Source organism: Ruegeria sp. BF12, assembly GCF_056538705.1.
This window is the reverse complement of the sequence record NZ_JBQFTP010000003.1, coordinates 370,159-397,095: the sequence shown is the minus strand read 5'-3', so window position 1 is coordinate 397,095 and position 26,937 is coordinate 370,159. Positions and strand designations below refer to the sequence as shown.

Annotated in this window: 26 protein-coding genes; 3 read left to right on the top strand and 23 right to left on the bottom strand. The window is 59.4% G+C overall.

The annotated features are described in order from the left end of the window. Nucleotides 1-16: 16 nt before the first annotated feature. From ftsZ to ACR0J0_RS07545, 13 genes are all read right to left on the bottom strand, one after another. A complete protein-coding gene (gene ftsZ / locus ACR0J0_RS07605; RefSeq protein ID WP_480662611.1) occupies nt 17-1,636 on the bottom strand; it encodes a cell division protein FtsZ in 1,620 nt (539 codons plus the stop codon). 347 nt (nt 1,637-1,983) lie between these two features. Next, nucleotides 1,984-2,397, bottom strand: coding sequence for a hypothetical protein (locus tag ACR0J0_RS07600; RefSeq protein ID WP_480662609.1), 414 nt, complete (start codon nt 2,395-2,397; stop codon nt 1,984-1,986). Further along, nucleotides 2,384-3,718, bottom strand: a complete 1,335-nt coding sequence (gene ftsA / locus ACR0J0_RS07595; RefSeq protein ID WP_480662884.1) for a cell division protein FtsA — start codon at nt 3,716-3,718, stop codon at nt 2,384-2,386. Before ftsA ends, ACR0J0_RS07600 begins: the two co-directional genes overlap by 14 nt. A gap of 7 nt (nt 3,719-3,725) precedes the next feature. Next, the gene (locus tag ACR0J0_RS07590; RefSeq protein ID WP_480662607.1) at nt 3,726-4,727 is read right to left on the bottom strand and encodes a cell division protein FtsQ/DivIB; all 1,002 of its coding nucleotides are present in this window, start codon (nt 4,725-4,727) and stop codon (nt 3,726-3,728) included. Beyond that, the gene (locus tag ACR0J0_RS07585; protein ID WP_480662605.1) at nt 4,715-5,596 is read right to left on the bottom strand and encodes a D-alanine--D-alanine ligase; all 882 of its coding nucleotides are present in this window, start codon (nt 5,594-5,596) and stop codon (nt 4,715-4,717) included. Before ACR0J0_RS07585 ends, ACR0J0_RS07590 begins: the two co-directional genes overlap by 13 nt. 147 nt (nt 5,597-5,743) lie before the next feature. Further along, nucleotides 5,744-6,670 (bottom strand): UDP-N-acetylmuramate dehydrogenase, encoded by a 927-nt coding sequence (gene murB, locus ACR0J0_RS07580; protein WP_480662603.1) that lies wholly within the window; start codon nt 6,668-6,670, stop codon nt 5,744-5,746. Continuing rightward, nucleotides 6,667-6,960: a hypothetical protein gene (locus ACR0J0_RS07575; RefSeq protein WP_480662602.1), complete on the bottom strand. Its 294-nt coding sequence runs from the start codon at nt 6,958-6,960 to the stop codon at nt 6,667-6,669. The genes murB and ACR0J0_RS07575 overlap by 4 nt, the downstream gene beginning before the upstream one ends. Before the next feature lie 23 nt (nt 6,961-6,983). Further along, the gene (locus ACR0J0_RS07570; protein ID WP_480662600.1) at nt 6,984-7,250 is read right to left on the bottom strand and encodes a DUF2484 family protein; all 267 of its coding nucleotides are present in this window, start codon (nt 7,248-7,250) and stop codon (nt 6,984-6,986) included. Further along, entirely contained in the window at nt 7,247-7,519 is a 273-nt protein-coding gene (locus ACR0J0_RS07565) for a DUF2484 family protein (RefSeq protein WP_480662598.1), read from the bottom strand. The genes ACR0J0_RS07570 and ACR0J0_RS07565 overlap by 4 nt, the downstream gene beginning before the upstream one ends. Nucleotides 7,520-7,571: 52 nt before the next feature. Continuing rightward, nucleotides 7,572-8,981, bottom strand: a complete 1,410-nt coding sequence (gene murC, locus ACR0J0_RS07560) for a UDP-N-acetylmuramate--L-alanine ligase (RefSeq protein WP_480662596.1) — start codon at nt 8,979-8,981, stop codon at nt 7,572-7,574. Continuing rightward, the gene (locus ACR0J0_RS07555; RefSeq protein ID WP_480662594.1) at nt 8,978-10,075 is read right to left on the bottom strand and encodes a UDP-N-acetylglucosamine--N-acetylmuramyl-(pentapeptide) pyrophosphoryl-undecaprenol N-acetylglucosamine transferase; all 1,098 of its coding nucleotides are present in this window, start codon (nt 10,073-10,075) and stop codon (nt 8,978-8,980) included. Before ACR0J0_RS07555 ends, murC begins: the two co-directional genes overlap by 4 nt. Next, entirely contained in the window at nt 10,075-11,238 is a 1,164-nt protein-coding gene (gene ftsW / locus ACR0J0_RS07550) for a putative lipid II flippase FtsW (RefSeq protein ID WP_480662592.1), read from the bottom strand. The genes ACR0J0_RS07555 and ftsW overlap by 1 nt, the downstream gene beginning before the upstream one ends. A gap of 166 nt (nt 11,239-11,404) precedes the next feature. After that, on the bottom strand, nt 11,405-11,698 hold the full coding sequence (locus tag ACR0J0_RS07545) for an antibiotic biosynthesis monooxygenase family protein (RefSeq protein WP_480662590.1): 294 nt from the start codon (nt 11,696-11,698) through the stop codon (nt 11,405-11,407). Nucleotides 11,699-11,832: 134 nt separating this feature from the next. Between ACR0J0_RS07545 and ACR0J0_RS07540 the strand changes: the two genes are divergently transcribed. Continuing rightward, a complete protein-coding gene (locus ACR0J0_RS07540) occupies nt 11,833-13,014 on the top strand; it encodes a BaiN/RdsA family NAD(P)/FAD-dependent oxidoreductase (RefSeq protein WP_480662588.1) in 1,182 nt (393 codons plus the stop codon). Here ACR0J0_RS07540 and ACR0J0_RS07535 read toward each other — a convergent pair. From ACR0J0_RS07535 to mraZ, 9 genes are all read right to left on the bottom strand, one after another. Beyond that, nucleotides 13,011-13,385: a glycine zipper family protein gene (locus tag ACR0J0_RS07535; protein ID WP_480662586.1), complete on the bottom strand. Its 375-nt coding sequence runs from the start codon at nt 13,383-13,385 to the stop codon at nt 13,011-13,013. The two genes, ACR0J0_RS07540 and ACR0J0_RS07535, sit on opposite strands and share 4 nt — an antisense overlap. Nucleotides 13,386-13,490: 105 nt before the next feature. Continuing rightward, nucleotides 13,491-14,891, bottom strand: a complete 1,401-nt coding sequence (gene murD / locus ACR0J0_RS07530; protein ID WP_480662584.1) for a UDP-N-acetylmuramoyl-L-alanine--D-glutamate ligase — start codon at nt 14,889-14,891, stop codon at nt 13,491-13,493. A 150-nt stretch (nt 14,892-15,041) separates the two neighbouring features. Beyond that, on the bottom strand, nt 15,042-16,124 hold the full coding sequence (mraY, locus tag ACR0J0_RS07525; protein ID WP_480662582.1) for a phospho-N-acetylmuramoyl-pentapeptide-transferase: 1,083 nt from the start codon (nt 16,122-16,124) through the stop codon (nt 15,042-15,044). A gap of 36 nt (nt 16,125-16,160) precedes the next feature. Continuing rightward, a complete protein-coding gene (locus ACR0J0_RS07520; RefSeq protein WP_480662580.1) occupies nt 16,161-17,555 on the bottom strand; it encodes a UDP-N-acetylmuramoyl-tripeptide--D-alanyl-D-alanine ligase in 1,395 nt (464 codons plus the stop codon). Beyond that, nucleotides 17,552-19,033 carry a UDP-N-acetylmuramoyl-L-alanyl-D-glutamate--2,6-diaminopimelate ligase gene (locus tag ACR0J0_RS07515; RefSeq protein WP_480662578.1) on the bottom strand — a complete coding sequence of 494 codons (1,482 nt, stop codon included), beginning with the start codon at nt 19,031-19,033 and terminating at the stop codon, nt 17,552-17,554. The genes ACR0J0_RS07520 and ACR0J0_RS07515 overlap by 4 nt, the downstream gene beginning before the upstream one ends. Nucleotides 19,034-19,055: 22 nt before the next feature. Then, nucleotides 19,056-20,843: a peptidoglycan D,D-transpeptidase FtsI family protein gene (locus ACR0J0_RS07510; RefSeq protein ID WP_480662576.1), complete on the bottom strand. Its 1,788-nt coding sequence runs from the start codon at nt 20,841-20,843 to the stop codon at nt 19,056-19,058. Further along, the gene (ftsL, locus tag ACR0J0_RS07505) at nt 20,840-21,208 is read right to left on the bottom strand and encodes a cell division protein FtsL (protein WP_480662574.1); all 369 of its coding nucleotides are present in this window, start codon (nt 21,206-21,208) and stop codon (nt 20,840-20,842) included. Before ftsL ends, ACR0J0_RS07510 begins: the two co-directional genes overlap by 4 nt. Beyond that, entirely contained in the window at nt 21,205-22,197 is a 993-nt protein-coding gene (gene rsmH, locus ACR0J0_RS07500; RefSeq protein WP_480662882.1) for a 16S rRNA (cytosine(1402)-N(4))-methyltransferase RsmH, read from the bottom strand. Before rsmH ends, ftsL begins: the two co-directional genes overlap by 4 nt. Nucleotides 22,198-22,201: 4 nt before the next feature. Continuing rightward, nucleotides 22,202-22,705, bottom strand: a complete 504-nt coding sequence (gene mraZ, locus ACR0J0_RS07495; RefSeq protein ID WP_480662572.1) for a division/cell wall cluster transcriptional repressor MraZ — start codon at nt 22,703-22,705, stop codon at nt 22,202-22,204. Between the two features lie 910 nt (nt 22,706-23,615). Between mraZ and ACR0J0_RS07490 the strand changes: the two genes are divergently transcribed. Together ACR0J0_RS07490 and ACR0J0_RS07485 are read left to right on the top strand one after the other, a co-directional pair. After that, nucleotides 23,616-23,840 carry a DUF1127 domain-containing protein gene (locus ACR0J0_RS07490; RefSeq protein WP_239337111.1) on the top strand — a complete coding sequence of 75 codons (225 nt, stop codon included), beginning with the start codon at nt 23,616-23,618 and terminating at the stop codon, nt 23,838-23,840. A 376-nt stretch (nt 23,841-24,216) separates the two neighbouring features. Beyond that, complete coding sequence (locus tag ACR0J0_RS07485) at nt 24,217-24,507, top strand: DUF1330 domain-containing protein (RefSeq protein ID WP_480662570.1); 291 nt, start codon at nt 24,217-24,219, stop codon at nt 24,505-24,507. Nucleotides 24,508-24,510: 3 nt separating this feature from the next. Here the strand turns inward: ACR0J0_RS07485 and ACR0J0_RS07480 are convergent, their stop codons facing one another. Further along, nucleotides 24,511-26,907: an ATP-dependent helicase gene (locus ACR0J0_RS07480; protein WP_480662568.1), complete on the bottom strand. Its 2,397-nt coding sequence runs from the start codon at nt 26,905-26,907 to the stop codon at nt 24,511-24,513. Nucleotides 26,908-26,937 lie beyond the last annotated feature (30 nt).

Sequence of the window (26,937 nt, the reverse complement as noted above, 5' to 3'; positions counted from 1 at the left end):
CATTTTGTTACCGCGATCAGTTGGCCTGACGGCGCAAAAAGGCGGGGATTTCGATCCGATCCTGCTCGGGGTCTGCTTCTTCCCGCGCAGGTGCCGTAGCGTCAGCTTGGCGCATTACAGGCTGCTGACGCGGCGGTTGGGCCGGTGTGTCGGCAGCATGACCGGTCATCCGGTCGATCAACCGATTGAAGCCAAACCGGGGCCGATCATGCGCCTCTCCCTGCGGTGCAGGGGCCGGTTGAGGGGCTGTGGGACGAACCATCGAGGGGCTCCGCTCGGACTGCGGAACGTTCTGAACGGCGGCCTGCAGTCGCTGCAGTGCCTCGGGCGAAGGTGTACCCGCTGCCGGTTGAGGCTGCGGAGCGACAAAGCTCTCAGGCGCAGTCTCAACCGGTTCGGGGGTCGGCTCAAATTCTGCAACACGCGGCTGGTATGCCGGGGGCGGCAGACCGTCATCATCCTGCTCAACACGCGGCTGGAACTGGGGCTGCGCGGGCTCTTCCGATGTTTCAAACAGTGAGGGTTCGCGGTTCATTTCGGGCTGCGGTGCGTGCTCAACTGTCTCAGCCGCGACCGGTGCTTCTTCTTGTGCAGGCTCTTCAGCCGAAACCGTGCGTGTCAGCGGAGCCGACATCGAGCGGCGCGCAACCGGAACGTCATCGGTTTTCTCGCTGGCGTCGATACCTGTAGCGACGACCGACACGCGCATACCGCCTTCCATCGCGGTATCCAGGGTCGAACCGACGATGATGTTTGCTTCGGGATCTACTTCCTCGCGAATGCGGTTGGCGGCTTCGTCCAGTTCGAACAGGGTCAGGTCGTGCGAGCCGGTGATGTTGATCAATACGCCCTTCGCGCCCTTGAGGCTGATCTCGTCCAGCAGCGGGTTGGCGATGGCTTTTTCGGCAGCCTGAACCGCGCGATCTTCGCCGGTGGCTTCACCAGTACCCATCATCGCTTTGCCCATTTCGTCCATCACTGCGCGAACATCAGCAAAGTCGAGGTTGATCAGGCCCGGACGCACCATCAGGTCGGTCACACCCTTAACGCCTTGATACAGAACGTCGTCTGCCATCGAGAACGCCTCGGTGAAGGTGGTCTTTTCGTTGGCCAGACGGAACAGGTTCTGGTTCGGGATAATGATCAGCGTGTCGACGACCTTTTGCAGCATATCCACGCCGTCTTCGGCCTGACGCATGCGCTTGGCACCTTCGAACTGGAAGGGCTTGGTCACAACACCCACTGTCAGTACGCCCAGCTCACGCGCGGCCTGTGCGATGATCGGCGCAGCCCCCGTGCCGGTGCCACCGCCCATACCAGCAGTAATGAAGCACATATGTGCGCCTGCCAGGTGATCAACGATCTGCTCGATGCTTTCTTCTGCAGCTGCGGCACCAACAGCCGGACGGGCCCCTGCCCCCAAACCTTCGGTGACTTTCACGCCCAACTGAACTCGCGCCGAAGACTGGCTTTGCTGCAGCGCCTGCGCATCTGTGTTGGCGACCACGAAATCGACGCCGTCCAACTGTTTCTCAATCATGTTGTTGACAGCGTTGCCGCCAGCACCACCAACGCCAAATACTGTAATCCGAGGCTTCAGTTCGTCGTGCCCGGGCATCGAAAGATTCAATGTCATGCTCTGTCCGCCTGTTTTATTGACCCGCCAAAGCGGTGTTTTTCTTACCTATCCTGCATCAATCCTACCGTTCGAAACGGCAAACGTCACGCCAAAAATCGCGTGAATCCACAAAATATGGAGGAAATAAGGCGCTGACCGGCAGTATTTCGCAAATACTCCCAGATGTTGCGGAAAGAACTCAATGTAGCACAAAACAGGCGATATACGCGCGGCAACCAACCGACGCTTCACCAAGAAGACTCATAACTGTCGAACTGCGGAAAACTGCTCAGGTCCTGCCGCGGGCCTCTGTCGGGCCATGTGGATATCTTGCGGGATAATCGAGTCGGCTGCAACCCATTTCTTTAACCAATCGGGGCACTTGGACAGTTCAAACCGTCCTCGGTGATACTGCGCACCTCTTGAATTTCAGAATGCGTGAAAGTTGCCAACCGCACCATTAACCGGTCTTCGTGCAGGAACGGCCACCAGCAGACGGGGACACCGTCCTCATCATCGTCATACAGAAAACAGATCTGCCCGTCGGGCGTCGTGATCTGACCATAGACACACCCCCGCCCCACCATCCGCCAAACTGAAAGCGTAGCGCTGAGGAATTCCTCGGTGCCTACCAATTCGCCAGTGGGATAGTCGTGGAACGTGACGGTCTTGCCCTGAACCGCGCTCAGGAACACTTCGGGCGTGATCCGGGTCTGCGCCTGTGCTGCCAGCGGGATCAGCGCCAGCAGCGCGGCAATCCCAGCCTTACCAATTGTCACGGAACCAGCGCACGGCGCGTTTGAACGGGCGCGCAGCATAGGTGTCGACGGGAATTTCGAAATCCCACCATTCGTCCTGCGGGTGCGCCGCAAACAGGCTAAGCCCCACGGCAGATGAGAACCCCGGCCCTGTCGCCGATTGCGGCAGACCATGAACCCGCAGCGGACGCCCTAGGCGAACGCGCTGACCAAGGATGCGCGTGGCAAGGCCATCCAGCCCCATGATCTGACTGCCCCCACCGGTCAGGACGATCTGTTGGCTGGGCATGTGCTCGAACCCTGCCGCATCCAGGCGCACGCGCACTTCTTCGAGGATTTCCTCGACGCGGGGCCGCATGATTCCGATCAGCTCGGCACGGCTGACAGTGCGCCGGTCGTGTTCCCAGTCACCGGTATCACCGCCGATGTCGATCAGGTCGCGGTCATCCGCGCCGGTGGCATGTACGCCACCATTGAATGTTTTGATCCGCTCTGCCACGGAAGCCGGAATGCCCAGCCCCATCGAGATGTCCGAGGTCACGTGATCGCCGCCCATGCGAACACAATCGGCATAGATCATGTGCTTTTTCATGAAGATCGAAACGCTGGTTGTTCCGCCACCCATGTCGATGCAAGCCGCGCCTAGTTCCTGTTCGTCCTCGACCAGCGCAGAAATACCAGACACATAGGCCGAGTTCGCAATCCCGGCCAATTCCAGATCGCACCGCTTGATGCAGCGTACGATGTTCTGGATCGCGATCGCATCGACGGTCAGCATATGCATGTCGACGGCAAGACTCTGCCCCATTTGCCCGCGCGGGTCGATCAGGCCCGAGCGATTGTCGAGCGCGAAGTTCACTGGTTGGGCATGAAGTACCTCGCGCCCCGCCCCGTAATCCGGCACGTCGCAGGCGTTCAGAACGCGGCCAACTTCGGCCTCATTCACGACCTGGCCTTCCAGATCGACCTGCGCGTCAAGACCATAGGACCGCGGGTTGGCGCCCGAGAAACAAGCGATGACGTGATCTACACGGATATCGGCCATCTTCTGCGCCGCCTGCAGCGCAGTACGAATAGCGCGTTCGGTTTCCTGCATGGCGGTGACTTCGCCAAACTGCACCCCGCGCGACCTGGTGGTAGCCGCGCCGATGACCCGAAAGCCGGTCTGACCCGCCATCGAGCCGATGGTGTTGTCCTCGCTCAGCCGACCGGTCCCGTCGAAACGCAGCACTAGGCAGGCAATCTTGGAACTGCCAACGTCAAGAATTGCAACGACACCGCGCTGCATTGCCTGTCTGCGCATCTGCCGCATGGCACGCTGGGACTGATAAAGATCGGTCATCATGGTCTTATTGCTCGCTACCCACTGTCACTTTTGTATTCCACCAGTCTTCGCTGGCGGCTTTGGTCATTCTTATTGTTGGACGCTGCCCAAGGCGCATGTCGACGACTGCCACGTCGCGTTCCAGAAGGTCCTGCACCTCATTCACAGCCAGGACGCGCTCCAACGCACGCACCGGACGTTCGGTCGGCAACATGATGCGCTGGCCCCGGTCCATGACCAGATCCCAGCGACGTTCGCCAATTCGCACCAGCCCGCGCACGCGACCACCCAGGCTGCGGGCGGTTGTCAGCAATTCCAGCGCCTCACCCACGTGGCCGTCGGCACCTTCACCGGCGATCAGTGGTAAATTCGGGTGATCCTTACGAGCGGCGATACGTTCCACATGGGCGCCGGTTTCATCCAGCAACTCGATCCCGTTCCGCGTACGCCAGATGATGACAGGCTGACGCTCGACCACATCAACCTGCAGAATACCGCCCGGACGCACGCGTACTGTGGCCGACTTAACTGGATTCAAGCCGATGATTGTATCGCGGATCTGCTCGACATCCAGATCCCAGGAACTGATCGGGAAATCCAGAGGCACGACCTCGCGTATATCTTCGGACAGGTTGGTCCCTGCCCCATCAATGGCCATCAGATTGACCATGAATTCGGGTCGCTGCTGGATCGAGGTTTTGATGTCGACCACATAGGCCACCACTGCGTCGCGACGCTCTTGCGAACCGAAATAGATGCCGGCCGCCGCACACATTGCAAGTACCGGCAACCCGAACTTCAAACCGCGACGAATTCCCGGTGTCAGCATCCAGCGCTGCAACCGATAGCTGAGGCGCGACGGCGCCGGGTCGAAGCGACCGGCCCCGGCATTGCGGCCAAACAAGCCACGCAATCGCAGCTTGGGTTCGGCACCCGAGCGCGCCCCGGATTCGAAATCCGCGTCCGGACCGGCCAGCTGTTTGGACCGATGAATCACAGGCGCCCGGGTGGCTGTCAGCGGTCGCATGAAGCGTCCCCCACCATCCAGGCGCAAAGCTGTCCGAATGTCATACCCAGATGCGCGGCCTGTTCCGGCACCAGCGACGTTGGCGTCATGCCGGGCTGAGTATTGGTTTCCAGCAGGAACAGCCCATCTGTGCCCATGCTGTCATCCCAACGGAAGTCCGTGCGGCTGACGCCTTTGCATCCCAACGCACTGTGCGCGCGCAATGCGTAATCCATACAACGGTCGAAAATGTCGGCTGGAATGTCGGCAGGCAGGACATGCCACGATCCGCCGGGCTTATACTTGGCGTCGTAATCGTACCAGCCGCCATCGGTCATGATCTCGGTCACCGTCAGGGCACGGTCGTCCATCACTGTGACAGTCAACTCGCGACCAGCGATGTACTTCTCGACCATCACCAGATCGGGCATCTCATCTGACAGTTGCGGCGGGCCATTGGACCCTTCTTGCACGATGTAGATGCCGACGCTGGACCCTTCGTTGTTGGGCTTGGCCACATAAGGAGGCTCCATCACGTGGACCTTAATAACCTCAACTTTGGGAACGATCACACTTGGAACGACAGGCAGGCCTTCGGCCTCGTAAACCTCTTTGCTGCGCTGCTTGTCCATGGCCAGAGCCGAGGCCAGCACACCGGAGTGCGTGTACGGAATACGCATCCATTCCAGCAGCCCCTGCACACAGCCATCCTCGCCCCAGCGGCCATGCAAGGCGTTGAAAACCACATCCGGCTTGATTTCCAGAAGGCGCGCATAGAGGTCAGGACCTGCGTCCAACTCGACCACTTCAAAGCCTTCTCCCTTTAGGGCGGCTGCGCATTCGCGCCCAGAGCTGAGAGACACCTCGCGTTCTTTCGAGGGTCCGCCCATCAATACCGCCACTTTGGGGTTTGTCCTGCTCGACAGTCCCACTTCGTGCGCCTCAATGTCCCCGGACCTTATGTCGTGGTCCGTACTGCGTTTATGCCTTTGATCCGTCGCATTAAATTGCCTGTTATTGGTCTGACGGTAAGGGCCTTATTCTGCCAGCGGATCACCGACCCGCATGATTTCCCACTCTAGCGTGATGCCGCTTGTTTCGTAAACCTTTTTTCGCACATCTTCACCCAGACCTTCGAGGTCGGCAGCGGTGGCAGTACCGGTGTTGATCAGGAAATTCGAGTGCTTTTCGCTCATCTGCGCGCCACCCCGTGTTGCGCCACGCATCCCGGCGTTATCGATCACCTTCCAGGCCTTCAGGTCGTGCACATCATCCGCCCGTCCGGTCGAAGAAAATCCGGCCGGATTGCGGAACGTCGAACCGGCACTGCGGTCCTTGGTCGGCTGCGTTTCGTCGCGTTTTTGCAACTGGGCCGACATTCGGGCATGCAACTCTTCGGGATCGCCCGACGAACCTTCGAACGTGGCCGAGACCAAAACCGCACCCTCGGGAAAATCGGATTGGCGATAGCGGAAGTTCAGGTCTTTCGGTGTCAGGTCCACGAGGTCCCCTTTCCGTGTGACGATGGTGGCCTTCCGCAGAACATCCGCAGTATAACTGCCGTAGCAGCCTGCGTTCATCCGCACCGCACCGCCGACTGAGCCGGGGATCGTGCGCAAAAAGGTCAGATCAACGCCCGCATCCGCCGCCTTGCGTGCCACATGCGCGTCCAGCGCTGCGGCCCCGGCGGTGACGGTGTTACCCTCAACCGAAATGCCGTTGAACCCGCGCCCCAACCGGATCACAACCGCGCGCAGACCTCCGTCACGGACGATCAGGTTCGATCCGACGCCCATTGGGAACACCGGAACGTCTGCCGGAAGATCACGCAAAAAGGCTTGCAAGTCTGCAATGTCGGCTGGTTGAAACAGGAAATCCGCTGGACCGCCAACGCGGAGCCAGGTCAGGTCGGAAAGGGTTCGGGCCTCAGACAGGCGACCCCGAACAGCAGGCATACCGTTCATGCGTTTGCCCGGTTGGCCAGAGTGTGCCCGCCGACACCGCCCATGATGACGGCAAAAAGGAAGGGCAACACAGCACCGGTCAACCAGACGAAGGGACCGAAAGCCTGTTGTTCCTCGCCCGTTTCAACGCCTGCAAGCATCACGATCAGCACCAGACCAGCGGCTGAGGTCAGACCAATCAGCCATAGCAAAGCTTTGGTCCCGACCCAGCGCGCGGCGACCAGGCCGGCGATGCCGCCTAGAACGAACGCAATAAGCGGCAGATAAGCGAATGTGGCAATGTCGACCATAGGAGCCTCCTGAAAATGGTCGGTTACTTATTGATCGTCTTCATGCCCTGCAATTTCGCTTTTGTCCAACGGGTCAGGTAAATCACTGGCCAACGCAGCACGGACATGCCCATCACCAGAACAACCAACCCGATCCACGGGCCGTTCTGCAATGTCACATAGCCGAGAATCGGGATGCCGACGCCAATCAGGATATATGCGCGGGTCCAGTGGTTGTCTTTGCTTGGGATCATTGCCAGCACGTTTGCGACAATTCCCCACAGGGCGGCCAGGGCGATCGACCAGTTCATTCCTCAGCCTCCTGCCCGGTCCATCGACGCCAATAGTAACGAATGGGGTTGCGGAACATCGATGCAAAGGCCGCAAAGGCCAGCACCGAAAAGAACCAGCCAAAGTCGTGACCCAGCCAGACGATCAGCGCGGGCGCAGAGACGAAAAGGACAACGCCCGGCGGGAATTGCAGACGCATAGGCAGCATGGCCACGATCGTCGAGGCCACAACCCACAAGGCAGCGAATACGACCGAATACACCAATTGCCCCTCCAAGGACATTCTCATCTGCGGTTGCGACGCAACACTCTAAAGTTGCATCACAGCGGAGTCCATGGTGCTACACGGCTTGTTTGTGCTGCAAACGCTCAGGCAACCCATTGGCCCAGGCGCTGATCGTACCGGCCCCAAGGCAGACAACCATGTCACCGGGGCGGGCCTGTTCGCGTACAAGGCGTTCCAGATCGTTTTCGTCCAGCAATGCCCGAGCATGGCGGTGCCCGTGGCGGATCAGGCCCTGCACCAGATCATCGCGGCTGGCCCCCTCGATTGGATCTTCTCCGGCGGCAAAAACATCGGCGATAGCCACGACATCCGCGTCGTTGAAGCAGGTACAGAAATCGTCAAACAAGTTCGACAGGCGCGAGTAACGGTGCGGCTGATGCACGGCGATGACGCGGCCACCGGTTGCCTGACGGGCAGCCTTCAACACAGCCGCGATTTCCACCGGGTGGTGCCCATAGTCGTCGATGATTGTGACGCCATCCACCTCTCCGACCTTTGTGAAGCGTCGATTGACGCCGCCGAAATTGGCCAGCGCATCGCGGATTTCCGACGATTTCATACCAAGATGGCGGGCAACGGCCACGGCAGACAATGCGTTCGAGACGTTGTGATCGCCGGGCATGGGCAGGGTGCAGCCCTTGATCACCTTGTCTTCGTTTTGCAGATGAATGTCGAAATGGGCCACCCCGCCCTCGTAAGTCAGGTTTAGTGCGCGCACATCTGCCTGCGCATTGAAGCCATAGGTCCGCACGCGCCGGTCGGTGATCCTGCCCACCAGAGTCTGCACTTCGGCATGATCGGTGCAGCAGACGGCAAGGCCATAGAACGGCAGGTTCGAGACGAACTCGTGAAACCCGTCCCGCAGTTGGTCGAAATCGCCCCAATGCTCCATATGCTCGGGGTCGATATTGGTAACGATAGCGATGGTTGCGGGCAGACGGTTGAACGAGCCGTCGGATTCGTCGGCCTCGACCACCATCCATTCGCCCTGCCCCATCCGCGCATTCGAGCCATAGGCGTGGATAATGCCGCCATTGATGACGGTCGGGTCAAAATCACCGGCTACCATCAATTCAGCCATCATCGTCGTGGTCGTGGTTTTGCCATGCGTGCCCGCGATCGCGATATTCGACTTGAGGCGCATTAGCTCCGCCAACATGTCAGCGCGGCGAACCACCGGCAACCCTCGCGCCCGCGCGCCATCAAGTTCCGGGTTACCCGGTTTGATCGCCGTCGACACCACCACAACAGCGGCGTTTTCCAGGTTTTCGGCCCGTTGACCAACAAAGATCTCAGCCCCCAAACCAGCCAGACGATCGGTGATCTTGGACGCCTTCAGGTCCGATCCCTGCACCCGGTAGCCAAGGTTCAACAGCACTTCGGCGATCCCTGACATCCCGATACCACCGATCCCCACGAAATGGATCGATCCTACGTCTTGCGGCAGTTTGGTTGCTGGATTCATGTGGTCTCCTTCTGCGCCAGTTGTTCGACAAGAGCGACCAGACGCTCGGTCGCGTCGGGGGCACCGGTCGAGAGGGCGGCATGGGCCATCTTTTGCGCGGCTTCGGGGTTGGTCAGAACTGCGGTGATTTGCTCTGTCAGCGATGGAACGTCAAGCACGTTTTCGGGGATCATGATCGCGCCGCCTGCCTGAACCAACCCGCGCGCGTTGGCGGTCTGATGGTCACCCGCGGCAGCGGCAAAGGGGATCAGGATCGATGGCCGCCCGATGACCGAGATATCGGCAACGCTGGACGCACCGGCACGTGAGATGACCAATTGGGCATCGGACATGCGTCGGGGAACATCATCGAAGAACGGAAGGACTTCGGCACGGATCCCGTGCTCGGCATAGAACGCAGTGACCCGTTCGCCATCCTCGTCGCGCGCCTGATGGGCCACGCGAATATGGTTGCGCAGGTCTTCGGGCAACGCGGCGATAGCACCGGGGACAACGTCGCTGAGAATGCGTGCGCCTTGAGAGCCGCCCATTACCAGAACCGACATCGGGTAATCGCCCGGCGGGATGTAACCGGCGGCCGCGCGATCCAGAACTGCGGCGCGGACGGGGTTTCCGGTATGGATACCGTTGGCACCCTCTGGCAGGTCGGTTGGCCAGGCACCACAGGCCACGATGGCCACGCGCTTGGCGAACAGTTGGTTCACGCGCCCCAGAACACCGTTCTGTTCGTGGATCATACGCGGAACGTTCAGCATCGTTGCTGCCCCCAGCGCCGGGATCGACGGGTACCCACCAAAGCCCACGACCACATCCGGTTTATCCCGCATCATCTGGATCGCAACGTTGGTGACGCCTGCAGCGATTTTGGGTCCGACCATGGCCTTGGCGGCCAGCCCACCGCGCGCAAATGTGGCCGAGGCAACCTCGACAATCTCGGTCGTTTGCGGAAAACCACCAGTATACCGTGCACCGCGCTCATCAGTGGACAAACGGACGCGCCAGCCTTTGTTCAGCATCGCTTCGGCCAGCGCCTGCGCGGGGAACATGTGGCCCCCGGTGCCGCCAGCAGCAATCAACAGGTAAGGTTTCCCCATTATCCTCTTCCGCGCAGAATATCGCCAAGTTCGCCCTGAGGGCGGCTTCGGGTAAAGGCCAGCAACATGCCGACCGCGATGCCACCTGCAATCAGCGAGGAACCGCCATAACTGACGAAGGGCAACGTCATACCCTTGGCAGGCAGCAGTCGCACAGCCACACCCATGTTGATCATTGCCTGAACGCCGAACATGCAGGCCAGACCGGTCCCGGCTAGGCGGATAAACATGTCCCTCTCGCGCATCAGTCTCAGCAACGAGCGTACCACGATCAGCGAATAGAGTGCGATGATGATCAGCACCAGGATCAGTCCATATTCCTCGGCCGCGACAGCGATGATGAAATCGGTATGGGCATCAGGCAGAGACCATTTCACCTGCCCTTCGCCCACGCCGACACCGAACAGGCCGCCCTCGCGGATGGCGTTGGTGGCATAGCCAAGCTGCGTGGTCGGGTCGACCTCCTGGTTCAGAAAGCCGTCGATACGACGCGCAAAGTGTTCCGAATTCGAATAGGCGAACATGCCGCCCAGCACCACGACCCCGGCCATGCCGACCAGCAGCAGCATCGGCGCCCCAGCCACGAAGTACATCACGCCCCAGCCGAACAGGATCAGACAGGCCTGTCCGAAATCCGGCTGCAGCACCAGCATCGCCACAATCGCCATACACAGCGCAAAGGACCAAAGCCGCCCCGGCGGGCCGTTGATTTCCTGCGATGCGGCCAGAAGCCACGCTGCGACAACGACAAATCCGGGCTTAAGAAACTCTGACGGTTGCATCGACGCAAACCCCAGCGAATACCAGCGCACCGCCCCTTTTCCGAAATCCGTACCGAAAACAGGCAGGAAAGCCAGCGCCACAAAAGCGGCCAGAAAGCCCAGAACCGCCAGACGCCGCACCAGTGTCGGCGACATCATCGAGGTCAGCAGCATCGCAATCAGCGCCAGACCGCCGAACAGCACCTGCCGCTCAACATAGTGGAACGGATCAAACCCGTTGCGCCCGGCCAGCGGCGGCGAAGCAGCCAGTCCCAGCAACAGGCCGATGACAAACAGGATCAGCACGCAGGACATCGTCCAGCGATCAATTGTTCGCCACCACTTTGGAAGAATCGGTTCGCCGCGCTGGTCCTGGACCGCGCCATACACCATCTCAGTCATGAGATACCGCCACTATCTGCCTCGTTAACGTCCCGTTTTCGGGATCTGATTGAGAGTCTACAGGGAATTTTGCGTTTGGGCTAGCGGAATGACAGGCGGGCATGGAATTTGGTGGCCGAAAGCCGCCGCAGCAGATGAAGACATCATTTTCAGATTAACCAGAGGCTTAAGCAACCAGGTTGTAATGCTTGATCGTTCTGGATTCGACGAGTTCAGCCTCAGCCGGATCAATATGTGGGCTCGTATAGTCGTCTCCGATGAAGGCTTTCAATGCATCCAAGCTGCTCCAGACCATGACAAAGCTGAACTCGCGAGGCGTTTCCTTGCGTGGAGCCCCCGGTAGAACTTGAACGATCCCGTCCGTATTTTGCATCAGGGGAATCGCCGTCTCGTGAAAGAACTTTGAGAACTCAGCCTCTCTACCGGGCCGAACTGTGACTTGGAAAATTCGCATGATCATCTGGGCGTCCTCCTATGCAACGGGCGCGACTGAGGGTCTTGCACGGCAGGAGTCTAGCACAATACCTCCTCGACCCTTCACGCTGACATTCGCTTCCACTTGATATCTCCGCCATTTCCCGCCATGCGCTGCGCATGACTTATGACGCGATCATCCTAGGTGCCGGCGCGGCCGGTATGATGTGCGCCGCGCATTGCGGCGGGCGGGTGCTGGTGATCGATCACGCGAAGGCGCCTGGTGAGAAAATTCGCATCTCAGGCGGTGGTCGCTGCAATTTCACCAACATGTATGCGGCGCCCGGAAACTTCCTGTCCCAGAACCCGCATTTCTGCAAATCCGCACTGGCACGGTACACGCAATGGGATTTCGTAGATCTTGTCGGACGTCACGGCATCGCGTGGCATGAGAAAACGCTGGGCCAGTTGTTTTGTGACGGGTCGTCGAAGCAGATCATTCAGATGCTGTTGTCCGAGATGGAGCGTGTCGGGGCAGATTTATGGGTGAGAACCGAGCTGAAAGACCTGCGCAAAACTGACGCGGGGTTCGCACTGGAAGTCGAACGCGAGGGCCAGCGCCTGAAACTGACCTGCGCCAACCTCGTGCTGGCCACTGGTGGCAAATCCATCCCCAAGATGGGCGCGACCGGACTGGCCTATGAAATCGCGAAGCAATTCGGGCTGCGCCTGACCGAAACGCGGGCCGCGCTTGTGCCATTCACCTTTTCGAACGGACAGTTCAAAGATCTGTCCGGCGTGTCCCTCCCCGCGCGGCTGTCCAATGACCGCACCAGCTTTGACGAAGCCCTGTTGTTCACCCATCGCGGCCTGAGCGGGCCATCGGTTCTGCAACTGTCTTCTTACTGGCGGGAATGTGAAACGATCCGGGTTAACCTGATCCCCGACCTTCCTTTGTTCGACGTGCTGCGGGATCAGCGGCAAAGTGGCGGGCGTAAAGCGCTGACAACTGAACTGGCACGCCATATTCCGGCAAGGCTGGTGGAATACCTGAGCAAGCACATCTCAATGCAAGGCAATCTGGCTGATCAGTCCGATGCCGCGCTGACGGACCTGATTAGTGCCCTTTCGAACTGGCAACTGACCCCGTCAGGCACCGAGGGCTATCGCACAGCCGAAGTGACGCTGGGCGGGATCAATACCGATGACCTGTCATCCAAAACAATGGAGACCAGGGATATCCCTGGCCTCTTTGCGATTGGCGAAGCGGTGGATGTCACCGGCTGGTTGGGCGGGTACAACTTCCAGTGGGCTTGGTCCTCAGGCCACGCCGCGGGAACTGCAATCGCGGCTAAAGCTTAACCGACGACGTTGTAACCACGACCGCGCATACAGTTGCGGACGATCACTTCCTGGTTCTGGGTGTTTTGCAGCGCGCTGGCTCCGGCACCGATCAGCGCACCGGCTGCGGCTGTACGTCCCAGATCGCTTGCGCTGTCGTCGATAATGGCTTTGGTTCCCGCAGCACCAACGGCACCGACGGCTGCCGCTCCTGCCGTTCTGCTGTTCAAAGTTGGCTGCGACCTTGCCAGAGCCTGACACTGCGCCAGATCCGCATTGTAGTTCGGGCTCACCGGACCGTCGATGACCGGCTGATAATTCGCACCGATATTTGTGCATGCCCCCACGACCAGAATGGCGGGCAGGATCAGAGAGAGTTTACGGTATGGCATAGTCATGACCTCGTGTTGAATTTGCAGGCAAGCAAAACCAATAAACATGGCGCGTCAAGCTGATAGCGCCTCAGTTTGGCCCAACCGGCGGTCTATTGCAAACGGCTATTCCGGCAGCCTCTGCCGGACCTGCTCAACGAAATCCTCTCCACGCTTTTCGAAATTGTCATACTGGTCGAAACTGGCGGCCGCCGGGGCAAGCAGGACGGTTTCACCGGGTTGGGCGTCCTTCATGGCTTGCTCGACAGCCTCGGACATCGTGGTGCACACCTGCGCGTCTGCCTCAAGCTGCATGGCGAAGTTCGCCGCCTCGCGCCCTATGACATAAGCTTTGATGACCTGATCCGACGCGCCGTTCAGGGAGGCCAGCCCGCCCTCTTTTTCAAGCCCTCCGCAAATCCAGCGGATTTGCTTGAATGCACTCAAGGCTTTGAGGGCACTGTCGACATTCGTCGCCTTGGAGTCATTCACGTAGGTGACACCGCCCGATTCGGCTATGATCTGACTGCGATGTGGCAAGCCCGGATAGCTATGCAGCGCGCCTTCGATCACACGCGGCGCCAACCCCAGCGCGCGGCAGGCAGCATAGGCGGCGCAGGCGTTCTGATGGTTATGCGCGCCAGGCAGCCCCTTGATCCCGCGCAGGTCAATCGATCCGGCCTGCCGCGCCTTGCGGTACTCCGACAAAAAGCCCTTGCGGGCAAAGACCTGCCATCCCGGGCCGGTCAGCTTACGTGCGACTGAAACGCGGATCACCCGGTCATCCGCAGGACCTTCAGCCAGTTGACCTGCCAGAAATGCCCCCTCTTTCTCGTCGACACCGATCACCGCCCGATCCGGTCCACCTTCTGAAAACAACCGGCGCTTGGCGGCGAAATAGCCCCCCATACCGCCATGCCGATCCAGATGGTCTGGCGAAAGGTTGGTGAAAACGGCCACATCCGGTGTCAGCGCCCGGGCCAGTTCGGTCTGATAGCTGGACAGCTCCAGCACTACGACGGATCCGTCACCGCCCGGATCTATATCCAGCACACCGCGGCCGATATTGCCCGCCAATTGGGCCTCACGCCCGGCCTCGGTCAGGATATGATGGATCAGCGCCGCCGTAGTCGATTTCCCGTTCGACCCGGTCACCGCGATCACGCGCGGCGGGGTGTCATAGTTGTTCCACTCTGGCCCAGCGAAGGAGCGGAAGAACAATCCTATGTCATTGTCAACCGGAACACCGGCCTCAAGCGCGGCTGCAACGACTGGATTCGGATCAGGATAGAGATGCGGAATGCCCGGCGAGACGATCAGCGAGGCGATATCATCAAACGCCCCATGACGTCGCAGATCGGCGCAGGTGAACCCTTCGGCCTCAGCCTTTTCACGCGCGGCGGGGTTGTCATCCCAGCACACCGGCTCGGCCTTGCCCGCCAGCAACGCACGCGCCGTGGCCAGCCCCGACCGGCCAAGCCCCAGAACCGCAACCTTCTGCCCTGAAAACCCTTTGACCGGGATCATTCTGCCCACCCTTTTTTGACTTTGGATTGGCCGCCACACTGCACCGAAGAATTCCCGGATGGCAAGGGCGGCAAAAGGCTCGCGCGACAGCGCGAGCCGGGCCCAACAGGTGGCAGGTGGACCGCAGGTCCGCCGAACCTGGCGGGAGCGTTACCGAACTTTCAGGGTCGCCAGACCGATCATCGCCAGGATCAGAGAGATGATCCAGAACCGGATCACGATGGTCGGCTCGGCCCAGCCCTTTTTTTCATAGTGGTGATGGATTGGTGCCATCAGGAACACGCGGCGCCCAGTGCGCTTGAAGTACAGGACCTGAATGATCACGCTCAACGCCTCGACCACGAACAGGCCACCCACTACGGCCAGCACCAGTTCGTGCTTGGTGGCCACCGCAATCGCCCCGAGCGCACCGCCCAGTGCCAGCGATCCGGTGTCACCCATGAACACCGCTGCGGGCGGAGCGTTGTACCAAAGGAAACCAAGGCCGGCGCCAAACAGTGCCGAAGTAAAAATGAAAATCTCCCCCGTTCCGGGCACGTAATGCACGTCCAGGTATTCGGTAAAGTCGACCCGTCCCACGGCATAGGCAATCACGCCCAACGTCGAGGCCGCGATCATCGCGGGCATGATGGCCAGACCGTCCAGACCATCCGTCAGGTTCACCGCATTGGCCGCCCCGACGATCACAACAATCGAGAACGGAATGTAAAAGATCCCGAGATTGATCAGAGTATCCTTGAAGATCGGCAACGCCAGTTGGTTCTGCAGCCCTTCGGGGTGGTGCAACGTGGCCCACAATGCCGCCAGAACTGCGATGATGACGCCCAGCGCCAACCGCATTCTGCCTGAAACGCCCTTGGTGTTCTGCTTTGAGACCTTGGCATAGTCATCCGCGAACCCAATCGCAGCGTAGGCCAACGTCACAAACAGAACCATCCAGACATAGGGATTGTCCCACCGCGCCCAGACAAGGGTCGATGTTACAAGCGCGCCCACGATCAGCAATCCGCCCATAGTAGGCGTACCGGCCTTCGAGAAATGCCCCTCCGGGCCATCATCCCGGATCGGCTGACCCTTGCCCTGCTTTTTCCGCAGTACGTTGATCAGCGGTTTACCGAAGAGAAAGCCAAAAATCAGCGCGGTAAGAAAGGCGCCGCCTGCGCGGAACGTAATATACCGGAAGAGGTTGAAAAAATCTCCTCCGTCCGACAGGGCGGTCAACCAATAGAGCATTACAAAACCTTTCTCACACAGGGGTCGCGGGCGCGGTCATCGATCAAGCGCGCCCCCTTGCCCCATTTTACGCAAACCGTCAACAATCTGTGCCAGCGCCATGCTCAGCGATCCCTTGGCCAGCACCGTATCGCCCGCATCAATCAGCTCGGGCAGATGTTCAACCATCTCGGCGCTGGTCTCGGACCACAGCCCACGTTTTTCAGCCGGAAGCGCACCGTGCAGCGCCTTCATCAACGGGCCGACGCAATGCACCTGATCGACACGTTCCATAGCGGCGATATCTGCCATCGCCGCATGCATAGCAACTTCATCGGCCCCCAACTCTTTCATATCGCCCAAAAAAGCGATGCGGCGCGTACCCTTTGCGGCCGCAAGAACGTCCAGCGCGGCCTCCATCGAAGTTGGGTTCGCGTTATAGCTGTCGTCCAGCAGTTCGATCTGACTGCCATCTGCCAAGGCGATCTGTTCGCGCACACCGCGCCCCTTGACCGGCGACCATCCGCCGAGGCTGGCGATCGCCTTGTCCAGATCAACGCCCAATTCGACGCAGGCCGCCAAAGCTCCCAAAGCATTCATGGCGAAATGGGTCCCTGCGGACTGCACATCAAACGAGATCGGTTTTCCTGCAATCGACGCCGTCGCATGCACCGAGTCGGCATCTTGAGCCACACTGGTCAGCGTGAAGTCCGCTGCGTCGCAGCCGAACTCGACCGGTTTTGCACCGAGTTTCTGCGCGCTGGCCCGCAGGATATCTGCGTGTTCGATGTCTGCATTAACAATAGCCGCGCCACCTTGCGCCAACCCGTCAAAGATCGCCGCTTTTTCGTGCGCGATACCCGCTACCGAGTCGAAGGCTTCGAGGTGCACGGCCGCCACCGTTGTCACAAGCGCCACGTGCGGTCTGGCCTGAATTGCCAGCGGACCGATTTCGCCGGGGTGGTTCATACCGATTTCGATCACTGCAAATTCGGTGTCGCTTGGCATCCGAGCAAGAGTCAGCGGCACGCCCCAATGGTTGTTGTAACTGGCGACGCTGGCATGGGTTTTGCCTTGCGTTTCCAGAATGGTCGCCAGCATTTCCTTGGTCGAAGTCTTGCCGACACTGCCGGTCACGCCAACCACCCGCGCGCCGGTTCTGGCCCGAGCGGCCTGACCGAGCGCCTCCAGCCCCGTTTGCACATCCTCGACAATCAGCAAAGGCGCATCCTCAGACACGCCTTCGGGAATACGGGACACCAAAGCCGCCCCGGCCCCTTTTTCCAAAGCCTGCGCGACGAAATCGTGCCCGTCCCGCGCGGCCTTGAGCGCAACGAACAAGTCGCCCGGCTGAATGGTGCGGGTGTCAATCGAGACACCATTGACCACCCAATCGGTCGTGGCACGCCCGCCGGTGGCTTCGGCGGCCTCAGCTGCAGTCCAGAGCGTCATGCGACCCTCCCGTCCAAAGCAGCCACGCTGATGCTGGCTTGCTCGGCGTCGTCGAAGGGCAGGACCTGATCACCGACGATCTGGCCGGTTTCGTGTCCCTTGCCCGCGATCAACAGCGCGTCCCCCGGCTGAAGGGCGTCAATGCCACGCAGGATCGCTTCGGCACGGTCGCCGACTTCCGTCGCGGCTGGCGCACCCTCCATCACGGCGGCCCGGATCGTCGCCGGGTCCTCACTGCGAGGGTTGTCGTCGGTGACAAAGACCACATCAGCATTGTCAGCGGCAGCTTTGCCCATCAGAGGGCGCTTTGTCGCATCGCGATCTCCACCCGCACCAACGATGGCAATAAGGCGACCCATCACGTGCGGTCGCAGCGCCTTGAGCGCCGTAGCCACCGCGTCGGGCGTGTGGGCGTAGTCCACAAATACTGCCGCGCCATTATCGCGAGTTGCGGCCAATTGCATACGACCACGGACAGTTGTCAGGTGCGGCAAGGTTTCGAACACACGTTCCGGCTCCTCACCCGCTGCAATTACCAAACCGCAAGCCAGCAGGATGTTCTCGGCCTGAAACCCACCAATCAGGTTCAGACGGGTTTGAAAAACCTTGCCCTGCCAGGAAAACCGCAGGTCCTGACCCGTTGCATCAAAGCGTTGGTTGATGAGACAAAGATCGGCGTCGCCCACTCCAACAGTCAGCACGTCCTGACCGCGTGCATTTGCAATCTGACAAACCTGAGCGCCCTTGGGATCGCTCATATTGACCACGGCCGTACCGTCCTGCGGCAAAACCCGATCAAACAGACCCGCCTTGGCGTCAAAATACGCCTCGAACGTCTCGTGGTAATCCAGATGGTCCTGTGTGAAGTTCGAAAAGCCGGCAGCCACAAGATGCACACCATCCAGTCGGCGTTGTTCGAGACCGTGCGATGACGCCTCCATCGCCGCACGGGTCACGCCGTTTTCGGCGGCCTCGGACAGGCAGCGATGCAGGGTAATCGGCTCGGGCGTCGTATGAGCCAGCGGCGCCGTCCAAGCACCCTCGACACCGGTTGTGCCAAGATTGACAGCGGCGTGCCCTAGTTCGGTCCAGATCTGGCGCACAAAAGTTGCGACGGATGTTTTGCCATTGGTTCCCGTAACGGCCACGATAGTCTGAGGCTGCGCGCCGAACCACAACGCGGCGCATCCGGCCAACGCCTGACGTGGGTCTTCGACCACGATTAGCGCTGCATCTGACCCCGCGAGTTCCTCGGAGGCAATCTCGGCCCCTTCGGCATCCGTCAGGACCGCAGCAGCACCCATGCGCAGAGCAAATTGAATGAATTCACCACCATGAACGCGCGTACCGGGAAGTGCCGCGAACAGGTAACCGTCTTTGACCTCTCGGCTGTCGACCGCCAGACCGGTGATGTCTGGATTAACACCCCCTCGCGCGGTCAGGGCCAGTTGGCTGAGTTTCTTTGTCCTTGTGCCCATGACCCACCTCTTGCCGGACAGCCTAATTTGAGGTCAGCGTTATAGCAGCGCGCGCATCAGGCTCAAGCCGGGGACGCAAGCCCAGCAAGGGAGCGATGCGACCGATCAATTCCGCCGCGACAGGAACCGCCGTCCAGCCTGCCGTACGCCGCTTTTCGCCATACGCAACAATGGATGGCTCGTCCAAAGTCACGATCAGGACGTATTTGGGATCATAGGCGGGAAACAGCGTAGCGAACGTCGCAATGACCTTGTCATCATAGTAGCCACCGCGCGGCTTGGGCTTGTCTGCGGTTCCGGTCTTGCCGGCCACCTCATAGCCCTTCACGTCGCCAAAGCTGGCGGTACCATCGGTCACCACACGGCGCAGCATGTTCTGCGCTTGCGTTGCGGCATTTTCCGACATTACGCGGGGCCCGTACTGCGCGCCGTTCTTGCGCAGGATCGTGGGGCTGACGTAATGCCCGCCATTGGCAATCGCCGCGTATCCGGCGGCTAGATGCATCGGGCTGGTCGAAAGGCCGTGACCATAAGAAATCGTAACGGTACTCAGCTCGCCCCAATTCTTGGGCTTCAATGGCTCGCCGCCCTTAGCTTCAACGATCTCGAACGGTGTCGGATCGAACATGCCCAGAGATTGCAGGAAATCCTGCTGCCGCTGCGCGCCAATCTGCAATGCCAGACGGCCAGTGCCTCGGTTCGAACTGTGAACGATCACGTCTGAGACGCTGATCTTGCCGTAGTTCTTGCCGTTGAACTCACCGATCGGGAAACGGCCAATCTTCATCGGCCCGGACGTGTCAATGATGGTATTCGAGTTCACCAGACCCAGCTGAACCGCTTGTGCGGCCGTGAAAATCTTGAATACGGAGCCAAGCTCGTAGACGCCCTGCACATAGCGGTTGAACAACGGGCTGTCCGAGGGGTCAAAGCCTGAGGTCGGCGGGCGTGGGCGGTCATTCGGGTCGAAGGACGGCAGCGACGCCGCCGAGATGACCTCACCCGTATGCGCGTTCATCAGCACAGCCGAAGCGCCCTTGGCGTTCATGATCTTCATGCCGCCGTACAGCACCTGCTCGACCGCCGCCTGAATCGTTAGGTCCAGGGAAAGCTGCAGGGGTTTGTTACCGTTGGCGGGGTCGCGCAGGTAGTCGTCAAATTGCTTTTCTACACCTGCCACGCCGATAACCTCAGCGGCGCTGACGCCTTCGCGTCCAAAGCTCGAACCACCCAGAATATGCGCCGCCAGACGGCCATTTGGATACAGCCGCATCTCACGCGGACCAAACAGAATGCCGGGATCACCGATATCGTGAACGGCTTGCTTTTGCTCGGGCGAGATGCGCTTTTTGATCCAAAGAAACTTGCGATTGCCGGTGAAGTCCTTGACCAGACGCTCTTTTTCCAGATCAGGGAAGATTGCCACAAGCTGATCGGCTGCCGCGACCGGGTCGATCATCAGCGGTGGCTGAGCGTACACCGAATAGGTGTCCAGATTAGTGGCCAGAATGCGCCCCTCGCGGTCGACGATGTTGGCGCGCTGCATGGCAATCGCGGCACCGGGGGCAGAGGCCAGAGGCTCCTGCGCTTCGGACGTGGCCAGCATACCCATGCGAACGCCAACCACTGAGAAAGCGCAGAAAAAGAACAGCCCCAACACCAGCAAGCGGCCTTCGGCCCGGGCACGGGCCCGGTCCTTCATGTCTTCGTGGCGTTTGCGGATGTTCTCACGCTCAATCGTTTTGGGGTTCTCCCCGCGGGCGCGGGCATCAAGGATTCGGGCCAGCGGGCGAAGCGGCGTCCGGGTCATGGGATCTGCACCTCGCCCAGCGCCTGAATATCGGTGATGGCCTGCAACTCGATCGGATCCACGATCGGCAGATCCGGGTCCTCGGCATAGGCGATCTGGTCGGCGCGGCCGAACTGCTCGGCCCGCAGGGGCAACAGACCCATCCGCTCGAAGTTCAGATCCGCCAACTCACGCAGCCGGTCAGGACGGTTCAGATACGCCCATTCGGCGTTCAGAACGGCCAAACGCACCTGCGCCATGCCAATCTCTCGCTGCAGCTTTTGCGTTTCCTTCACCACTTGCTGAGTGCGGTAGTTTTCCTGGTAGGCCCACAGCGCAAGTCCGAACACGGACAGAGCAGTCAACACATACAAAACACTCTTCATTTTGCCCTTCCCCCTAATTGAGGCATCCCAAGCGCGCGGGCATCAATTTCCCCCGCCGGAGCCTCGGTCCGAATTGCGACACGCAGCTTGGCCGAACGCGCGCGCGGATTCTCCTGCAATTCCTGTTCGTCTGGACCCACCGCCTTGCGGGTCTTGAGCGTGAACTGCGGCTGTTCCTGTTCCAGCTCGGGCGCATAACGGTTGGCCCGACCGGTCTTGCCCGCACGAGACTGAAAGAACCGTTTGACCATTCGGTCCTCGATGGAATGGAACGTCACCACGGCCAGCTGCCCGCCTGGCTTCAGAGCGCGTTCCGCCGCCATAAGCCCCTGATACAGCTCTTCATATTCAGCGTTCACTGCAATCCGCAGGCCCTGAAAGCTGCGCGTTGCGGGGTGCGATTGCCCCGGCTTGGGTCGGGGCAGGCAGGATTCGATGATCTCGGCCAGCCGTAGCGTCGTGGTGATCGGCGCCTCGGTGCGCGCTTTGACAATAGCCCTCGCAATGCGGCGACTGGCGCGTTCCTCGCCAAAGTGAAACAGGATGTCGGCCAGTTGGGCCTCAGTCGCCGAGTTGACCAGATCGGCTGCGCTTTCACCCTCCTGGCTCATGCGCATGTCCAGTGGGCCGTCTTTCATAAAGGAAAACCCGCGTTCAGCCTGATCCAGCTGCATCGACGACACGCCAAGATCCAGAACAACGCCATCCAGGTCCTGCGCATATTCATCCATGCGCGAGAACACACCCGGTTGCATCGCCAAACGGTCGCCGTAGCCTCCGGCCCATTCGGCCGCCATTTCAAAAGCCAGCGGATCGCGGTCCACACCAATGACTTTGTCGGCCCCTGCCTCCAGCAGTCCGCGCGTATAGCCACCTGCACCGAACGTGCCGTCCAGCCAGCTCCCCGAAACCGGTGCAACCGCGGCCAACAAAGGCCGCAGCAGAACAGGAACATGGGGTTTGTCGGAAGGGGTTTCAGCGCCGGCCATGCCGTTACGCATCCCCGGTGCCATCAAGGAACTCTAGAGGATCAAAGTCCTCGGGCTGTTCGTCCAGCCACTCCTCAGCAGCGGCCAGTTCTTCGGATTCGTAGGTTTCCGGCTTCCAGATCTGGAACGTGTCACCAGCCGCGATAAAAAACGCCTCGTTCTCGAGGCCGATCTTGCTGCGCAGCTTGGCGGGCAACACGAGACGACCTGTTTCGTCTACCGTGGTCGGGAAAGACTGACCATGGAACATGCGCTGCAGCATCTTCCGCTGCATTGACCCGCGGGGCAGCGCATCGATCTTGGAGTCCACCTCTTCAATCGCCTGCATGGTATAACATTCAAGAAATTTGCGACGATGATCGCCGTACACTATCACAAGCTCGGGACTGTCACCAGATTGCCAGTTCGGGTCCGAGGCCTCCAGCACACGGCGAAACGAGGCCGGGATCGAAACCCTGCCCTTCGTATCCACCTTGTGATGGCTTTCGCCTCTAAACCTGCGCGCCAAGACGACTGTCCCTTTCGCTTGCGCCCCACCCAATTATCTCGCCCCCCGGGATGAAAAACGGCGGGTTGATCTGCTGCCACTGATCAACCCGCCGCATTGACCCGCTGTGCGGGATGTCCAGCTGCGCGCGCCACCTGGGGGGATGTCTGCTCGCCCGCGCGCCGGATCTCTTGATTGATGAAAGCGAGATGCCTGTATGAAACCTGTTTTTGTTGTTTCGGGGTCGTTTGGCGCCCCATGTGCCTCGTCCTCATCGGATGAATAAGGGATGCCATGGGAATTTATGGAAATCAATAGGAATTTTTACGACACACGTGAAGGAATCGCAATCTAACCGAGCTAAAATCAAAAGAAAACCACTTTACCGGCACTATCCATGGACGGATGAAGGTGTAATAACACTAAATATGCCAAAATAGTGGCAACACCCAAACTGTCCCACAAATTCCCAGAAAAAATTCGGCCGGGCGGAAAATTTCGTCAAACGAAGGTTAATCAGCGCGAATTTCCGACGAATCACCCATCATCAACCAAAACAAAAAGGGTGCAACTCCACCCGCTCCCAATCTGCGCCCATGAATTCCCATAACGTCGAAACCGCATGCTGGCCGAAACGTACTCTGCGGAATTGATACATATAGCGCACAAACTTTGGCGAACTCCGCTCAAAAATCGCGCAACCCTCAAAACCTGAAATATCAGGGTGAAACTTGCCGCAAGGGAAGCGATTGCTGAAAGCCTTGTTTTACAGGGGTTTCCAAAACCTGGTCAGCAACCAGTTGATATCTATGCATTTGCTGCATAGCGGCATTGATCACGCGAAGTATTGTGCAATTGCAGCATTTGCCTATTTTCAGTCTCAAGCAAACGCCGGAACACACCGGCACGAACAAACTATCGAGTAAAGCAAATGGCTGTAGCAACACATAACACCGCACTCAAAGGTGCACCGGTAACCGGCCTGGCTTCGTTGATTGAGGCGGCAAAGACTCGGTTCGCGCGTTATCGTATTTACCGCCAGACAGTTAACGAACTGTCTGAGCTGTCGAACCGGGAACTGGCTGATCTGGGGCTTCACCGCTCGATGATCCGTCGCCTGGCCCAGCAAGCGGCTGAAGACCACGTCGCGCGTTAAGCGCACAGAAACAACGAGATCAGGTCCTTCCTCCTCCCTTTAGGACCTGTATTTCAGCGGCGACATCTCTCCTCCTCCCTGATGTCGTCGCACCTTATACCGGCCCTGAACGCCGGAACGTGACACACCGGGTACTCCTCCTCCCTTTCCCGGTGTTGAAAGCGCGCGGCGACGTCTCTCCTCCTCCCTGACGTCGCCGCGTCTTCCTCATACCGGGATCAAACCCGGGTTCGGATACATCAGGGCTCTCCTCCTCCCTGCCTTGGTGTTGAAAAGAACGGCGGTTCCCTCTCCTCCTCCCTGGGAACCGCCGTTTTTCGTTTTTTTGCACAGGGCGTGTAAGCTGGGCGGGTGAACCGACAATCAGGAGCACCCCATGGCCGCGTATTTTATCGCTCAGATTTCCATTCATGATCCGGACGGATATCAGAAGTATCTCGAGGGGTTTTTCCCGATCTTTGATCGGCATGGCGGACGTTTGTTGACCGTTTCATCAAAGCCCGTCGAAGTGATCGAAGGGACTTGGGCTGAGGATGGAATCGTCTTGATGGAATTCCCCGACGTCGCCGCCGCAACTGCGTGGAAAGACGACCCGGACTACATCGAACTTGCTAAGATCCGGCAGAAAACGGCAACGGCCAATTTGGTTCTAGTCGAAGGCCTTTGATCGTCAGAACGGCACATCATCTTTAGATGACAAGAATCTGGAGACGACTTTTTTCGTCCCCGCCTTGTCGAAATCCACCTCGACCTTGTCTCCTTCTATGCCGATCACCGCGCCGTAGCCGAATTTCTGGTGAAACACGCGCTCGCCCAGTGTGAAACTGGCCACCGCCGTCGCGTCGATTACCGTATTCCGGCTTTCGCGCGGTTGAGACATACCATATTGCCCCTGCCGCGCCTGCATCCGCTTCCAACCTGGGGAGTTATAAACATTGGCCTCGGCCGCGCGGGTTTCGATGCTGGCCGCGGGCTGACCCCCGCCATACAGGCCCGGAGGGGTCAGTACCTCAACGTGATCTTCTGGCAGTTCGTCAATAAATCGGGACGGCATGGCGTTCTGCCATTGCCCAAATACGCGCCGATTGGCGGCAAATGAGATCGTACAGACCTCTTCCGCGCGGGTGATGCCCACATAGGCCAGCCGTCGTTCTTCCTCGAGGCCTTTGAGTCCCGATTCGTCCATCGACCTTTGCGATGGGAAAAGCCCATCCTCCCATCCCGGCAGGAACACGGCTGGGAACTCCAACCCTTTGGCCGCATGCAATGTCATGATCGAGACCTTGGCCCCGTCGCTCTCTTGCTCGTTGTCCATCACCAGGCTGACATGCTCCAGAAATCCTTGCAGGTTCTCGAAATTATCCAGCTGGTTAACCAGTTCCTTGAGGTTCTCCAGCCTGCCGGGCGCTTCGGGCGTCTTTTCGTTCTGCCAGTGCGCGGTATAGCCGGATTCGTCCAGAATGATCTGGGCCAACTCAATATGTGAGACTTCGGGTTCACCAAACCGCAACGGCGCAGAGCCATCATCGATCACTGTATCGTCGTCAACCTCGATCCGTGGCCCACGAGTCATCGCATTCCACCGCGCCAACCCATCGATCAGCTCGCGCAGTGCCTTGCCGCCCTTGCCTTTGATCAGTCCGCTATCGACCGCAATCCGCGCGCCATCGACCAGAGACACGCCGTTTTCCCGCGCGGTCATCTGAATCGTCTGTTGCGCCTTGTCGCCGAGGCCGCGTTTCGGGGTGTTCACAATCCGCTCGAATGCCAGATCGTCACCGGGGCTGACCACCAGCCGGAAATAGGCCATCGCATCGCGGATCTCCATCCGCTCATAGAATCGCGGTCCGCCGATAACCTTGTAGGGCAGTCCGATCGTCAGAAAGCGGTCTTCGAAAGCGCGCATTTGGTGGCTCGCACGCACAAGAATCGCGATTTCATCCAGATTGAACGGCCGCACACCACGCGTTCCGCCCTGCATCGCGTCAATTTCCTCGCCGATCCAGCGCGCCTCTTCCTCGCCATCCCAATGGCCGATCAGACGAACCTTTTCGCCCTCTTCCGCATCAGTCCACAATTCCTTGCCCAACCGGCTTTCATTGCCGCGAATGACATTGGATGCAGCGGCCAGAATATGGGGGGTCGAGCGGTAATTCTGTTCCAGCCGAACGACATAAGCGCCCGGAAAGTCCTTTTCGAACCGCAGAATGTTGCCCACTTCGGCGCCACGCCAGCCATAAATGGACTGATCGTCGTCACCCACACAACAAATGTTCTTATGCCCTCCGGCCAACAGCCGCAGCCAGAGATACTGGGCGACGTTGGTGTCCTGATACTCGTCCACAAGGATGTAGCGGAACCAGCGTTGGTACTGCTCCAGAACGTCCTGATGAGTCTGAAAAATCGTGACCATGTGTAGCAGCAGGTCGCCGAAATCCACCGCATTCAACTCGCGCAGGCGCGTCTGGTATTGCGCATAAAGCTCAATACCCCTGTTGTTATAGGCACCTGCATCAGCGACGGGCACCTTGTCCGGCGTCAGCGCGCGGTTCTTCCAATCATCAATGATCCCAGCGAGCATCCTCGCGGGCCAGCGCTTGTCGTCGATGTTGGCGGCCTGGATCAACTGCTTGAGCAAACGCAGCTGATCATCCGTATCCAGAATGGTGAAATTCGATTTAATACCGGCCAGCTCTGCGTGCCGTCGCAGCAGCTTTACGCAGATCGAGTGGAAGGTACCCAACCAAGGCATACCTTCAGCCGGTTGACCCAACAATCGACCCACGCGCTCTTTCATCTCGCGCGCGGCTTTATTGGTAAAGGTTACCGACAGAATCTCATTTGGGCGGGCGCGTCCGGTGCTTAACAAATGCGCGATGCGCGCCGTCAGGGCCTTGGTCTTGCCGGTTCCTGCCCCCGCCAACATCAGGACAGGGCCATCCAGCCGCTCAACCGCGTCGCGCTGCGCCGGGTTCAGTTCGTCCAGATAGGGCGCAGAACGCGCAGCCATGGCGCGCGCGGACAGGGATGCGCCCTCGAAGGCGTCCATTTCGTCGAAACTGCTCATCCGCCCAAACTACGCCGGATAAGCGCTGAG